At 71.9% G+C, this 14,323-nt stretch carries 14 protein-coding genes; 11 read left to right on the forward strand and 3 right to left on the reverse strand.

Translation table 11 applies throughout. The features are described from left to right. The first annotated feature begins 42 nt into the window (after positions 1–42). Positions 43–786, forward strand: coding sequence for an SseB family protein (locus tag ACH4NX_RS24060; RefSeq protein ID WP_398128419.1), 744 nt, complete (start codon positions 43–45; stop codon positions 784–786). Positions 787–802: 16 nt separating this feature from the next. Here ACH4NX_RS24060 and ACH4NX_RS24065 read toward each other — a convergent pair whose 3' ends face one another. Next, on the reverse strand, positions 803–1,159 hold the full coding sequence (locus ACH4NX_RS24065; protein ID WP_351401358.1) for a DUF1844 domain-containing protein: 357 nt from the start codon (positions 1,157–1,159) through the stop codon (positions 803–805). Between the two features lie 399 nt (positions 1,160–1,558). On the opposite strand from ACH4NX_RS24065, the gene infC reads away from it, so the two are divergent. From infC to ACH4NX_RS24110, 9 genes are all read left to right on the forward strand, one after another. After that, positions 1,559–2,224: a translation initiation factor IF-3 gene (infC, locus tag ACH4NX_RS24070; protein ID WP_351401369.1), complete on the forward strand. Its 666-nt coding sequence runs from the start codon at positions 1,559–1,561 to the stop codon at positions 2,222–2,224. A 110-nt stretch (positions 2,225–2,334) separates the two neighbouring features. Then, positions 2,335–2,529, forward strand: a complete 195-nt coding sequence (rpmI, locus tag ACH4NX_RS24075; RefSeq protein ID WP_003977225.1) for a 50S ribosomal protein L35 — start codon at positions 2,335–2,337, stop codon at positions 2,527–2,529. Positions 2,530–2,629: 100 nt separating this feature from the next. Beyond that, positions 2,630–3,013 carry a 50S ribosomal protein L20 gene (rplT, locus tag ACH4NX_RS24080; protein ID WP_003977226.1) on the forward strand — a complete coding sequence of 128 codons (384 nt, stop codon included), beginning with the start codon at positions 2,630–2,632 and terminating at the stop codon, positions 3,011–3,013. A gap of 160 nt (positions 3,014–3,173) precedes the next feature. Beyond that, on the forward strand, positions 3,174–4,031 hold the full coding sequence (locus ACH4NX_RS24085) for an RNA methyltransferase (protein ID WP_351401355.1): 858 nt from the start codon (positions 3,174–3,176) through the stop codon (positions 4,029–4,031). Between the two features lie 50 nt (positions 4,032–4,081). After that, positions 4,082–5,221, forward strand: coding sequence for an ATP-binding protein (locus ACH4NX_RS24090; protein WP_398128418.1), 1,140 nt, complete (start codon positions 4,082–4,084; stop codon positions 5,219–5,221). 208 nt (positions 5,222–5,429) lie between these two features. Continuing rightward, entirely contained in the window at positions 5,430–6,551 is a 1,122-nt protein-coding gene (pheS, locus tag ACH4NX_RS24095; RefSeq protein WP_351401351.1) for a phenylalanine--tRNA ligase subunit alpha, read from the forward strand. Next, on the forward strand, positions 6,551–9,073 hold the full coding sequence (gene pheT / locus ACH4NX_RS24100) for a phenylalanine--tRNA ligase subunit beta (RefSeq protein ID WP_398128417.1): 2,523 nt from the start codon (positions 6,551–6,553) through the stop codon (positions 9,071–9,073). Before pheS ends, pheT begins: the two co-directional genes overlap by 1 nt. A gap of 452 nt (positions 9,074–9,525) precedes the next feature. Further along, the gene (locus ACH4NX_RS24105) at positions 9,526–10,866 is read left to right on the forward strand and encodes a transcriptional regulator (protein ID WP_351401347.1); all 1,341 of its coding nucleotides are present in this window, start codon (positions 9,526–9,528) and stop codon (positions 10,864–10,866) included. A 115-nt stretch (positions 10,867–10,981) separates the two neighbouring features. After that, a complete protein-coding gene (locus ACH4NX_RS24110) occupies positions 10,982–11,524 on the forward strand; it encodes an NUDIX hydrolase (protein ID WP_398128416.1) in 543 nt (180 codons plus the stop codon). Here ACH4NX_RS24110 and ACH4NX_RS24115 read toward each other — a convergent pair. Beyond that, positions 11,521–11,778 (reverse strand): hypothetical protein, encoded by a 258-nt coding sequence (locus ACH4NX_RS24115; protein ID WP_351401343.1) that lies wholly within the window; start codon positions 11,776–11,778, stop codon positions 11,521–11,523. The two genes, ACH4NX_RS24110 and ACH4NX_RS24115, sit on opposite strands and share 4 nt — an antisense overlap. Positions 11,779–11,961: 183 nt before the next feature. After that, positions 11,962–12,834 carry a 3-hydroxybutyryl-CoA dehydrogenase gene (locus tag ACH4NX_RS24120; RefSeq protein ID WP_345589959.1) on the reverse strand — a complete coding sequence of 291 codons (873 nt, stop codon included), beginning with the start codon at positions 12,832–12,834 and terminating at the stop codon, positions 11,962–11,964. A gap of 175 nt (positions 12,835–13,009) precedes the next feature. Between ACH4NX_RS24120 and ACH4NX_RS24125 the strand changes: the two genes are divergently transcribed. Further along, positions 13,010–14,296 (forward strand): family 10 glycosylhydrolase, encoded by a 1,287-nt coding sequence (locus ACH4NX_RS24125; RefSeq protein WP_351401338.1) that lies wholly within the window; start codon positions 13,010–13,012, stop codon positions 14,294–14,296. The last annotated feature ends 27 nt before the right edge of the window (positions 14,297–14,323 follow it).

A 14,323-nucleotide genomic window follows, 5' to 3' on the forward strand; every position in this document is an offset into this window, starting at 1 on the left:
CGCACCCGGGCGCGCGTGAGCCCCCCGATAGGCTCGGGGACCGTGGCGAACAAGAACATCCCCGACTCCGGCTACTCCGACGACGACGGCTCCGCCGACCCCCGGCTGAGCGCGGCGCTCGCCGCCTGGGCCGAGGACCGCACCGCTCTGACACCCGTGCTGGAGGCGCTGGCGGACGCCCGGCTGCTCGTGCCGGTCGTGGCCGTCCTCGGGGAGGCCGAAGAGGACGAGAAGGGGCTGCGCCGCGAGAAGACCAGCGACATGGCGGTGCCGACGCTGAAGGCCGGCGGCCGTACCGCCCTGCCCGCCTTCACGTCCACCGACTCGCTCGCCCGCTGGGACCCCGGCGCCCGTCCCGTCGCCGTACCCGTGCACCAGGCGTTGCGGGCCGCCGCGCACGAGAAGGCGGACACGGTCGTACTGGACCTGGCCGGACCGGTGCCGTTCGAGCTGACCGGAAAGGTGCTGCTGGCGCTGGCCGAGGGCCGTACGACGACCGATCCGCTCGCCGACCCGGCCGTCGCCCGGGCGGTACGCGCCGCCGTGGCCGCCGAGCCCGCCGTACTCCGCGCCCACCTCGGGCCGGGACCGGCCGACGGAACGCTGGCGCTGCTCCTGGATCCCGCGGTGGACCCGGCGAAGGCCGCCCGGGCCGTCGCCGAACGACTGGCCGCCGACGAGACGCTGAGGGCCCGCCTGGAGCGCGGCCTCGACCTGGCACTGCTGTCGGCCGGGGCGACGCCGCCGGGCGAGCCCTTGTACGTGCGGGACAGCGTCAGTCGCTGACGCCGACGGTGACGGCTCAGCCGTAGACCGGGCCGGTGTACTTCTCGCCCGGACCCTGGCCCGGCTCGTCCGGGACGAGCGACGCCTCGCGGAAGGCCAGCTGGAGCGACTTCAGGCCGTCGCGCAGCGGAGCCGCGTGGAAGGAGCTGATCTCGGTCGCCGTCGCGTCGAGCAGACCGGCCAGCGCGTGCACCAGCTTGCGGGCCTCGTCCAGGTCCTTGTGCGACTCGCCCTCCTCGCTCAGGCCCAGCTTCACGGCGGCGGCGCTCATCAGGTTGACGGCGACCGTCACGATCACCTCGACCGCGGGGACCTCCGCGATGTCGCGGGTCATGGCGTCGAAGTCGGGCGTCTCAGGAGGGGTCTCACTCATGCCGCACACGATAGGGCCCCGCACCGGCCCTCTTGACAGCAGGAGGGGCGGGCGACAGCCGGTTGGTGCACGCGTTCCGGAGCTGCTAACCTTGTGTAACGACCGGTCGGACACGCACGCCCCACGGCAGCGGGTCCGGCCCACAAGTGGAGGCTCCGAACTCCCACCTGGCCGTCCCACGGACGGCGGGTCACCGGTCAGGCGGTCCCGTCCCAGCGGCGGCGACCGGCCCGAAATCGCGCCCCGCGGCCATCGCGGCGGTGCTCCGGTAGTAGTCCGAGGAGCCCCGCCTGTGATCGTCCGGGGCATTTTTGTTGCGCCGGCGCGGTTAGGTCTATCGAACACAGACGTTACGCGGCTGTCCGCCAGACCGTCGCGTGGTGCTACCGAGGAGGATCCATCAGCGCCGAGCCCCGCATCAACGACCGGATTCGCGTTCCCGAGGTGCGACTTGTCGGTCCCAGCGGCGAGCAGGTCGGGATTGTCCCGCTTGCCAAGGCCCTGGAGCTTGCGCAGGAGTACGACCTCGATCTCGTCGAGGTCGCGGCGAACGCCCGTCCGCCCGTGTGCAAGCTCATGGACTACGGGAAGTTCAAGTACGAGTCGGCCATGAAGGCCCGTGAGGCGCGCAAGAACCAGGCGCACACGGTCATCAAGGAGATGAAGCTCCGGCCGAAGATCGACCCGCACGACTATGACACCAAGAAGGGTCACGTCGTCCGGTTCCTCAAGCAGGGCGACAAGGTCAAGATCACGATCATGTTCCGTGGTCGCGAGCAGTCCCGGCCGGAGCTCGGCTACCGACTGCTGCAGCGTCTCGCGGAGGACGTGGCCGACCTCGGGTTCGTGGAGTCGAACCCGAAGCAGGACGGCCGAAACATGATCATGGTCCTCGGTCCGCACAAGAAGAAGACCGAGGCGATGGCCGAGGCTCGCCAGGCGCAGGAAGCCCGCAAGGCGGACGCGAAGGCCAACCCCGGCAAGTCGCAGAACGCCGCGGAGTCGGACGAGGTGGACGCCGAGGCACCCGACGAGGTGCAGGCCGAGGCTCCCGCCGAAGCGTGACCCCCGGGGACACCGTCCCCAGGACGTAACCGATACAAGAGCGACGCTCCATCCGTGCCCGGTTTCACGACCGGGCATCGGAGCGCCACCGACGAGGAGAGAACGGCGCTATGCCGAAGAACAAGTCGCACAGCGGTGCCAGCAAGCGCTTCAAGATCACCGGCTCCGGCAAGGTGCTCCGTGAGCGCGCCGGCAAGCGCCACCTGCTCGAGCACAAGTCGTCCCGCGTGACGCGTCGCCTCACCGGCAACGCCGAGATGGCCCCGGGCGACGCCGCGAAGATCAAGAAGCTTCTCGGCAAGTGACGTCGCGGCGCCTTCACTGAGCGCCGTACGTCGGGACCGGGACCCAATCGATACCGGGCCGCGTGAGGACCACCGCGGCCCCGCTACAAGGAGTTAAAAAGTGGCACGCGTCAAGCGGGCAGTCAACGCCCACAAGAAGCGCCGGGCGATCCTCGAGCAGGCCTCCGGCTACCGCGGTCAGCGTTCGCGCCTGTACCGCAAGGCCAAGGAGCAGGTCACCCACTCGCTGGTCTACAACTACAACGACCGCAAGAAGCGCAAGGGTGACTTCCGCCAGCTGTGGATCCAGCGCATCAACGCCGCTGCCCGCGCCAACGGCATCACGTACAACCGCTTCATCCAGGGCCTGAAGGCCGCCAACGTCGAGGTCGACCGCAAGATCCTCGCCGAGCTGGCCGTCAACGACCCGAACGCGTTCGCCGCGCTCGTCGAGGTCGCCCAGAAGGCGCTGCCGAGCGACGTGAACGCGCCGAAGGCCGCGTAACGCCGCGCCGGCTCCAGGCCGACGTGACTGTGCGGACCCGCGGGATCACCTGCGGGTCCGCTTGCGTCTGCCGTCTTGTGTCGAATCGCGCGTGCGGGCCGGTTGTGGCTGGTCGCGCAGTTCCCCGCGCCCCCAGGTCACATCTTCGAAGGTACGTCGCATGGTTGCTGCTCCCGAGCTGATCTCCCCCCGTTCCCCCCGGGTCGCCGCCGCTCGTCGGCTGGCCAAGCGGAACTTCCGGGGCAAGGAGCGGCTGTTCCTGGCCGAGGGGCCGCAGGCCGTACGGGAGGCTGCGGCGCACCGGGCCGACGACGCCGCCACGCTCGTCGAGGTGTTCGCCACCGTCGAGGCCGCCGAGCGCTACGCCGACATCATCGGCGCCGCCCGCGACGCCGGCGCCCGCGTCCACCTCGCCGCCGAGCAGGTGATCGAGGACATCTCCACCACCGTCACCCCGCAGGGCCTGGTCGGGGTGTGCCGGTTCCTGGACACCCCCTTCGACGAGATCCTCGCCGCCCGCCCGGCGCTCGTCGCCGTCCTCTCCCACGTCCGGGACCCCGGCAACGCCGGCACCGTGCTGCGCTGCGCCGACGCCGCCGGCGCCGAGGCCGTCGTGCTCACCGACGCCTCCGTCGACCTGTACAACCCCAAGGCCGTACGCGCCTCCGTAGGCTCCCTGTTCCACCTGCCCGTCGCCGTCGGCGTACCCGTCGAGCGAGCCGTCGCGGACCTCAGGGACGCCGGGGTGCGCGTCCTCGCGGCCGACGGCGCGGGCGAGCACGACCTCGACGCCGAGCTGGACGAGGGCACCATGGGCGGTCCCACCGCCTGGGTCTTCGGCAACGAGGCCTGGGGACTCCCGGAGGAGACCCGTGCCCTCGCCGACGCCGTCCTGCGCGTCCCGATCCACGGGAAGGCCGAGAGCCTGAACCTGGCCACCGCCGCCGCCGTATGTCTCTACGCGTCCGCGCGTGCACAGCGCGCCGCCGGAGGGTGCCGCTCCGTCACCGAGAGCTAGTAGGGTGACCAGCTCAAGGCCCCTGCGCGGTTGAGAGGTGGGGTACGGGGATGAGCGTCGGCACGAGCAGCGCACCGGGAGCACGGCAGGCGCCGCGTCCGCCCGCGCCCCGCGCACCCGGCGATCTCGCCGACCTCGGCATCGACCCGGACCATCTGCCCGACGGTCTGGTCGTCGCCGACGAGCACGGCCACGTCATCTGCTTCAACGCCGCCGCCGCCCGCATCACCGCCACCCCCGCCGCCGAGGCCCTCGGAAAGCGCCTGGAGCAGGCCCTGCCCCTGGAGGACCTGGAGGGCCGGCGCTGGTGGCAGCTGACCGACCCCTACGGCGGCCTCGCCATCCGCGTCCGCCAGCCCGAGCGCAACCTCCTGCTCCCCGGCGGCCGTGAGGTCCTCGTCTGCGCCCGCTACGTCCGCACCGAGCCCACCGGCCCCGTCCACCGCGTCGTCGTCACCCTGCGGGACACCGAGGCACGCCGCCGCACCGAGCGCAGCCACGCCGAGCTGATCGCCACCGTCGCCCACGAACTGCGCTCCCCGCTCACCTCCGTCAAGGGCTTCACGGCCACGCTGCTGGCCAAGTGGGAGCGGTTCACCGACGACCAGAAGCGGCTCATGCTGGAGACGGTCGACGCCGACGCCGACCGCGTCACCCGGCTCATCGCCGAACTGCTGGACATCTCACGCATCGACTCGGGCCGGCTGGAGGTCCGCCGCCAGCCCGTCGACATCGGCGCCGCCGTCGGCCGCCACATCCAGGCCTACGTCGCCGCCGGCCAGGAGGCCGACCGCTTCCTGCTCCGCCTCGGCCGGCCGCTGCCCGACCTGTGGGCCGATCCCGACAAGGTCGACCAGGTACTGAGCAACCTGCTGGAAAATGCCGTGCGGCACGGAGAGGGAACCGTCACCATTGACGTCACGCCCACGGCGTCCCCCCGGGAAGGGGAGGAAGCCGGCACGTCGGTCACGGTGAGCGACGAAGGGGCCGGCATCCCGGAGGAGTCCATGAACCGCGTCTTCACCCGCTTCTGGCGGGGCAGCAAGCGCGGCGGCACCGGCCTCGGGCTGTACATCGTCAAGGGCATCGTCGAGGCCCACGGCGGCACCATCACGGTCGGCCGCGCCCCCGGCGGCGGCGCGCAGTTCCGATTTACGTTGCCCGTGGCGGCTCCCGCGTATCTCACCTGAGACGGTCCGGGACCCCCACGGGCGCATTCGCCTTCCTTCACCCCGTTAGACTCGGCCTCTGGCACCTTTGTGTCCCGCAGGCGGAGACGCACAGACGGAGACGCTCGGACGGAGACGATCCGTCACGGAGATGCCGCGTCGCACAGGCGCTTCGTCCACGAGCCGGTGACGGGGACCATCAGCCAGCCAATCGGAAGCACGGGAAGAGATGTCGGCACCGAATAAGTCGTACGACCCTGTCGAGGTCGAGGCGTTGAAACCGGAAGAGATCGAGCGCATGCGGGACGAGGCGCTCGCCGCCTTCGCCGCAGCGAGTTCCCTCGACGCGCTCCAGGAGGCCAAGGTCGCCCACACCGGCGGCACCTCGCCGCTGGCGCTGGCCAACCGCGAGATCGGCGCCCTGCCCCCGCAGGCCAAGGCCGAGGCCGGCAAGCGCGTCGGCATGGCCCGCGGCGCCGTGAACAAGGCGCTCGCCGCCCGCCAGGAGGAGCTGGAGGCCGAGCGCGACGCGCGCGTCCTGGTCGAGGAGGCCGTGGACGTCACGCTGCCCTACGACCGCGTCCCGGCCGGCGCCCGCCACCCCCTCACCACGCTCTCCGAGCGCATCGAGGACGTCTTCGTGGCCATGGGCTACGAGGTCGCCGAGGGCCCCGAGGCCGAGGCCGAGTGGTTCAACTTCGACGCCCTGAACATCGGCCCGGACCACCCGGCCCGCGGCGAGGCCGACACCTTCTTCGTGGAAGGCCCCGAGGGCGGCGCCGAGTCCGGCGTCGTGCTGCGCACCCACACCTCGCCCGTGCAGATCCGCTCCGCGCTCACCCGTGAGCTGCCGGTCTACGTGATCTGCCCCGGCCGCGTGTACCGCACCGACGAGCTGGACGCCACGCACACCCCGGTCTTCCACCAGGTCGAGCTGCTCGCCATCGACGAGGGCCTGACCATGGCCGACCTCAAGGGCACCCTGGACCACATGGTCCAGTCGCTGTTCGGCGCGGAGATGAAGACCCGGCTGCGGCCGAACTTCTTCCCCTTCACCGAGCCGTCCGCCGAGATGGACATGCTCTGCTACGTCTGCAAGGGCGCGTCCGTCGGCAACCCCGACCGGCCCTGCCGCACCTGCTCCAGCGAGGGCTGGATCGAGCTGGGCGGCTGCGGCATGGTCAACCCGCGGGTGCTCGTCGCCTGCGGCGTCGACCCGGAGAAGTACAGCGGCTTCGCCTTCGGGTTCGGCATCGAGCGGATGCTGATGTTCCGCCACAACGTCGAGGACATGCGAGACATGGTCGAGGGTGACGTGCGCTTCACCCGGCCGTTCGGGATGGAGATCTGATGCGGGTCCCGCTTTCTTGGCTGCGGGAGTACGTCGACCTGCCGGCCACACAGACCGGCCGCGACGTCCAGGCCAAGCTCATTTCGGCCGGACTCGAGGTCGAGACCGTCGAGCACCTCGGTGCCGACCTCAAGGGTCCCCTCGTCGTCGGCCAGGTGCTGACCATCGAGGAGCTGGAGGGCTTCAAGAAGCCGATCCGCTTCTGCACCGTCGACGTCGGCCGGGCCAACGGCACCGGTGAGCCCCAGGAGATCGTCTGCGGCGCCCGGAACTTCGCCGTCGGCGACAAGGTCGTCGTGGTCCTCCCCGGCGCCACCCTGCCCGGCGGCTTCTCGATCAGCGCCCGCAAGACCTACGGCAAGACGTCGCACGGCATGATCTGCTCCGGCGACGAGCTGGGCATGGGCGACGACGGGTCGCACGGCATCATCGTGCTGCCGCCGGAGACCGAGGTCGGCAAGGACGCCATCGAGCTGCTGGAGCTGGTCGACGAGGTCCTGGACATCGCGGTGACCGCCAACCGCGGCGACTGCCTGTCCATCCGCGGCGTCGCCCGCGAGACCGCCATCGCCTACGGCCTGCCGCTGCGCGACCCGGCCCTGCTCGACGTGCCGGGACCGAACGCCTACGGCTACCCGGTGAAGATCGCCGATCCCACCGGCTGCGACCGCTTCACCGCCCGTACGGTGACCGGCCTCAGCACCGAGGCGCGCTCCCCGATCTGGCTTCAGCGCCGGCTGCAGAAGGTCGGCATGCGCCCGATCTCGCTCGCCGTCGACGTCACCAACTACGTGATGATGGAGCTCGGCCAGCCGCTGCACGCCTACGACCGCACCCTGGTCCAGGGCACCATCGGCGTACGCCGGGCCGAGGAGGGCGAGAAGATCGTCACCCTCGACGGCACCGAGCGGAAGCTGCACGCCGAGGACCTCGTCATCACCGACGACCGCGGCCCGATCGGCCTCGCCGGCGTCATGGGCGGCGCCAACACGGAGATCGCCGACCACGACGCCGCCGAGAACGGGGGGAGCGCGACGACCGACGTGGTCATCGAGGCCGCCCACTTCAACCAGGTGGCCATCGCCCGTACCGCCCGCCGCCACAAGCTGTCCTCCGAGGCCTCCCGCCGCTTCGAGCGCGGCGTCGACCCGCAGGCCGCCGCCGCTGCCGCGCAGCGCACCGTCGACCTGCTGGTGCTGCTCGCGGGCGGCACCGCCGAGGCCGGTGTCACCGAGATCAGCGCCCCGTCCGCGCCGCACAGCATCAGCGTCCCGGCCGACCACCCGGACAAGGTCGCGGGCGTGGAGTACGGCCGCGAGACCGTCGTACGCCGCCTCCAGCAGGTCGGCTGCGACGTGTACGGACAGGACGAGCTGATCGTCACCGTGCCGTCCTGGCGGCCCGACCTCACCGACCCGAACGACCTGGCCGAAGAGGTCATCCGCCTGGAGGGCTACGAGAACCTGCCCTCCACGCTGCCCAGGCCCCCGGCGGGCCGCGGCCTGACCTCCCGCCAGCGGCTGCACCGCCGCGTCGGCCGCGCGCTGGCCGGCGCCGGTTACGTCGAGGCGCCGAACTACCCGTTCGTCAGCGAGAAGGTCTTCGACCAGCTCGGGCTGGCCGCCGACGACCCGGCCCGCCGTGTCGTCAAGCTGGTCAACCCGCTCAGCGACGAGGAGCCCGCGCTGCGGACCTCGCTGCTGCCGGGCCTGATCGGCGCGTTGCGCCGCAACGACGGCCGGGGCGCGCACGACCTGGCGCTCTTCGAGACAGGCCTGGTCTTCCACCCGCGCGACGAGCGGAAGACCGCCGCCAACCTGCCCGTCGACCGGCGCCCCGGCGCCGACGACCTCGCCGCGCTGGACGCCGCGCTGCCCGACCAGCCGCGGCACGTCGCCGTCGTCCTGGCCGGCGCCCGCGAGCAGGCCGGCTGGTGGGGCAAGGGCCGCCCGGCCGACTGGGCCGACACCATCGAGGCCGCCCGGTCCGTCGCCCGCGAGGCCGGCGCCGAACTGGGCACCCGCAAGGGTCAGTACGGCCCCTGGCACCCGGGCCGCTGCGCCGAGCTGACGATCACCGTCGACGGCGCCGAGCGGGTCGTCGGACACGCCGGTGAGCTGCACCCGCGCGTCCTGAAGACGCTGGGGCTGCCCGCGCGGACCTGCGCGATGGAGCTGGACCTCGACGCCGTGGCGCGGGCCGGCGACGACACCCCGCAGGCGCCGGGCATCTCCACGTTCCCGGTCGCCACGCAGGACGTCGCCCTGGTGGTCGACGAGTTCGTGCCGGCGGCGGAGGTCGAGGCGGCGCTGCGCGAGGGCGCGGGTGAACTGCTGGAGTCCATCCGGCTCTTCGACGTCTACGACAACGCGGAGCAGCTGGGCGAGGGGCGCAAGTCCCTGGCGTACGCGCTGCGCTTTCGCGCGGCGGACCGGACGCTGACGGTCGACGAGGCCTCCGCGGCTCGCGACGCGGCGGTCGCCCTGGCGGGCGAGCGTGTCGGAGCGGTGCTCCGGAGCTGACGGTTCACAAGGGGCGGGGGGTTTCTGCCGGGTGGCGACTGCGAGTGCGTCGTGGTCGTTCGCGCAGTTCCCCGCGCCCCTTCTAGGCCCGTCGCGGTGACGCCGCTGAGGGGCGCGGGGCTGTGTCATGTGCGGCTTCGCCGCGTGGGCGCGACCAGCCACAGCGAACCCGCGGCCGACGACGCGCCGCGATCCTCCACGCACCCGGCGGAGCCGTCCGCCCCGCCACGGAGTGTCGGGCAGGCGGCAGGACGGACGGCGTGGACACGGGCCGCCGCACTGTACGAGGGGGAGCCGGCGGCCCGGCCGGCCTCTTGCGAGGCAGCTCAGTCAACCGGCCCGGGAACCGCCCACGACAGCGCACGCACGCCACGGATGCGCGTACTCCGTTCACACCCCGTGTGAGGACCGACGCACTACGCTGTCGGCACCGAGTCACCCGGGGGGCACCCATGCAGCCCAACACCCTGCTCGACGCGATCCTGGACGAGGCCGGGATCTCGCACGCGGGACTGGCCGCGCACGTCAACCAGGCGGGGCGGGCGCGCGGGCTCGCACTGCGCTACGAACACACCGCCGTCGCGCGGTGGCTGAAGGGGCAGCGGCCGCGCGGCCAGGTGCCCGACCTGATCTGCGAGGTCCTCGCGTCCCGGCTGCACCGGCCTCTCACCCTCGACGACATCGGCCTCGGCGTGCCCGGCGAACCGGCCGCCGCGCACACCGGCTCGCTGTCCGGGTTCGTGGAGCGCGCGACCGCCCTGTGGCGTTCCGACCAGCAGCGGCGCCCGCACATCCTCGGCGCTCCCGCGCTCACCGGCACACCCGCCGTGATGCCGGTGTGGGAGTGGGAGAACCCGCCCGAGGACGTGGACGTCTCCCGCGGCGGCCGGCACCGGGTCACCGCGGCCGACCTGGAGATGCTGCGCTGCGCCCGCGCCCACTACGAGCAGATGTACCGCAAGGCCGGTGGCATGGCGACCCGCGCCCGCATCGTCGGCTTCCTCAACTCCGAGGCCGCCCCGCTGCTGCGCGGCGGCTACACCGACGCCACCGGCCGCCAGCTCCACCGGGCCACCGGCGGTCTGGTCGCGGTCGCCGGCATCTGCGCGTACGACTCCGACGCGCACGGCCTCGCGCAGCGCTACTTCCACCAGGCCCTGCGGCTCGCGAAGGCCAGTGGCGACCGGGGCCTGGGCGCCTACGTCATCGCGCTGCTGGTCAACCAGGCGCTGTTCGTGCGGGAGAACCGGCAGGCCGTCGCCTTCGCCGAGGCCGCCCTGCGCGCCGCCGGCCGGCACATCACCCCGGCCCTCGCCTCCGACCTGTACGCGATGCAGGCCAAGGCCTACGCCCACCTCGGCGACGGCACCAGCGCCCTGTCCTGCATCCGGCGGGCCGAGCAGGCCGCCGAACGCATCCGGCGCGGTCACGAACCCGACGAGACCGGCTATGTCCAGCCCGGCCTGGTCAACGTCCAGGTCGCCGAGGCCCTGCTCAGCCTCGGCGAACTCGCGGCGGCCGGAGAGCACGCCGCGGCCGCGGTCGACAACCCCGCGCACGACCGGGGCCGCGTGCACCGGCTCGCCATACTCAGCACGATCGAACTGCGGCAGGGCAACGCCGACAAGGCGGCGGCCACCGCGGTGCGAATGGCCGAACAGGCCCGTGGCATGGAGTCCCAGCGCCTGCGCGACAGACTCCGCGCGGTACGCGAGCACCTGGTGCGCAACGGGTGCGCGGGCACCGCCGAGGCCGCCGAACTCATCGACGGCGCACTGCGCGTACCGCTCTGACGTCCCGGCCCGGGGCACACCGCGCCACCGCCACGCCGTGAGCGGCCGTCGTGCGCCTGCTGCCGGACCGCTGCTGCTGCGATATTGCCACCTACTCAAGGAAGGTGGCAGAACCGTGCAGTGGACGAAACAGAACGAACAAACTGTGTACTCAAATCGCTGGTTCAGCGTCAATCTCGCCGACGTCGGGTTACCGGACGGCCGGCATCTCGACCACTTCCTCATACGGATGCGCCCCGTGGCCGTGGCCACGGTCGTCAACGAGGCGAGCGAGGTCCTCCTGCTGTGGCGGCACCGGTTCATCACCGACAGCTGGGGCTGGGAACTGGCGGCCGGTGTCGTCGAGGACGGCGAGGACATCGAGGTGGCCGCGGCCAGGGAACTGGAGGAGGAGACCGGCTGGCGGCCGGGACCACTGCGCCACCTGATGAGCGTGGAGCCGTCCAACGGGCTCACCGACGCCCGGCACCACATCTACTGGGCCGACGAGGGCGTGTACGTCGGCCACCCCGTGGACGACTTCGAGTCGGACCGCCGGGAATGGGTCTCCCTCAAGCTCGTTCCCGACATGGTCACCCGCGGGGAGGTCCCGGCCGCCAACATGGCGGCAGCGTTACTCCTGCTTCACCACCTCAGGCTCGGCCAGGACACTGCCTAGTGTCCGAGGGCCTGCCAGACCGCCACGACCAGGGCGCCCACGGCCGTGACGACCGTGACCGCGGGCAGTGGCCAGCGGGCGTGCTCCAGGATGGTCAGCCGTGCGTTCAGGTCCTCCAGCTCCTTGGCGGCCTCCTCGGTGCGGTGGGAGAGCAGGGCCAGCCCGCCCTCGACGCGGGCGTAGGCCACGTCCAGCCGGCGTCGTAACTCCGCGAGTTCTCCCTGGGCGACGGAATGCTCGGGATCGGCGGTCACGAACCGCTCCTTTCCGTAGTCGTCTCACATCCCTTGCATGTGCATGGTGAGTCAACCCGCCTGGTGGGCGAGTGGGGAGCGTGTGCGTACGGCATATGCGAGCCCGAGCCGCACACGCCGTGTGAATGCCGCGGGCCCGGCACCTCGACAGGTACCGGGCCCGCGGCGCGTCGCTCTTGGTAATCAGCCGTAGGAGTAGAACCCCGACCCGCTCTTGCGTCCCAGCCGCCCGGCGTCGACCATGCGCTGGAGCAGCGGGGGAGCGGCGTACAGCGGCTCCTTGTACTCCTCGTACATCGAGAAGGCGACCGAGGCGACCGTGTCCAGGCCGATCAGGTCGGACAGCTTCAGCGGGCCCATCGGGTGGGCGCAGCCCATCTCCATGCCGTTGTCGATGTCCTCGCGGCTGGCGATGCCCGACTCGAACATCCGGATCGCGGAGAGCAGGTAGGGGATCAGCAGCGCGTTGACCACGAAACCCGAGCGGTCCTGGGCGCGGATGGAGTGCTTGCCCAGCACCTTCTCGGTGAAGAGCTGGGCCCGGCTGAGCGTGCCCTCGGAGGTGGTGAGCGCCGGGATCAGCTCGACGAGCTGCTGCACCGGGGCCGGGTTGAAGAAATGGATGCCGATGACGTGGTCGGGCCGCGAGGTGGCGACCGCCAGCTTCACCAGCGGGATCGAGGAGGTGTTGGAGGCCAGGATCGCGTCCGGCCGGGTCACGACCTGGTCGAGCACCTGGAAGATCTCGGTCTTGACCTGCTCGTTCTCGACGACGGCCTCGATCACCAGATCACGGTCGGCGAACTCGCCGAGGTCGGTGGTGAAGCTCAGCCGCGCCTGGGTCGCGTCCCGCTCCTCCTCGGTGATCTTGCCGCGCTCGGCAGCCTTGGTGAGCGAGTTGTACAACCGGGTCCGGCCGATCTCCAGAGCCTCGCCGGTGGTCTCGGCGACCATCACCTCCAGACCGGAGCGGGCGCACACCTCGGCGATGCCCGCCCCCATCTGACCGCAGCCCACCACGCCGACACGTGCGATATCTCCCGAGATGCCGGTCACATCGTCCCTTTCGCTGACTCCACGACTGAGGCAGGTACGCCGGGGTCCCCGGCGCCTGCTCCGATCGTGCACGTTACCTCCGAATGGTCACGGATCCGTCCTCCGGGTCGGGCATGCTGAGAGACCGTCCACGATCCGTGACCGTGCGGATCCACAGCGTTCAGGAGGTTCCCCCATGGGCCGTGTCTCGCGTCGTGCCTTCGCGGTGGCGGCGTTGTCGGCGTTCACGATGGCGCCCGGGGCGTCGGCGGCGCCGGTTCCGTCCGGCGCGCGGACCCCGCCGACGGCGCCGGGCCCCGCCGCCGTACCGTCCGCCCGCGGCGTCGCCACCGGGATGCGGGGCATGTGGCTGGCCACGGTGGCCAACCGCGACTGGCCCACCCGACCGGGGCTGCGCGCCGCGGAGCAGCGCGCGGAACTCGTCGGACACCTCGACACAGCGGTCCGGCACCGTCTCAACACGGTGATCTTCCAGGTGCGGCCGGCGGCCGACGCGCTCTGGCCGTCGGCGTACGAACCCTGGTCGCAGTACCTGTCCGGCAGCCAGGGCCGCGACCCGGGCTGGGACCCGCTGGGCACGGCCGTCGAGGAGGCCCACGCCCGCGGCCTGGAACTGCACGCCTGGTTCAACCCGTACCGCGTCGCCACCCACGACGACCCGGCCCAGCTCGTGCCCACCCACCCCGCGCGCAAGCACCCCGAGTGGGTGGTGCCGTACGGCGGGAAGCTCTACTACAACCCGGGGCTCCCCGAGGTCCGGGCCTTCGTCCAGGACGCGATGATGGACGCGGTGGAGAAGTACGCCGTGGACGGCGTCCACTTCGACGACTACTTCTACCCCTATCCGGTGGCGGGCCGGAGCTTCGACGACGGAGGCACCTACAGCACCCACGGCAGCGGCTTCTCCACCAGGGCCGCCTGGCGGCGGGACAACATCGACCTGCTGGTGCGCGAGACGGCGGCCCGCGTGAAGAAGGTCCGCCCGGCCGCCCGCTTCGGGGTCAGCCCGTTCGGGGTGTGGCGCAACGCGGCCACCGACGCGAAGGGCTCGGACACCCGGGCGGGGGTGCAGACCTACGACGACCTGTACGCGGACACCCGCAAGTGGGTGCGCGAGGGCTGGCTCGACTACATCGTGCCGCAGCTGTACTGGAACATCGGTCTGGACGCCGCCGACTACGCGAAGCTGCTCCCCTGGTGGGCGCAGGTGGCCAAGGGCAGCCGGACGCGGTTGTACGTGGGTGAGGCGCTGTACAAGGCCGGCGACCCGGCGCAGCCCGCCGCCTGGCAGGATCCGGACGAACTGTCCCGGCACCTCACACTGGCACGCGAGCACCCCGAGGTACGGGGGCATGTCTTCTTCGCGGCGAAGGACATCGCCGACGACCGGATCGGCGCGATGGCACGGGTGCGGGCCGACCACTACGCGCGGGCGGCCGGCACCCCGCGCCAGGACGGGTAGGCGGGCGGAACGGGCACGGACGGGCGG

This window comes from Streptomyces sp. NPDC017225, from assembly GCF_044331465.1.
In the GTDB taxonomy this organism is placed as follows: domain Bacteria; phylum Actinomycetota; class Actinomycetes; order Streptomycetales; family Streptomycetaceae; genus Streptomyces.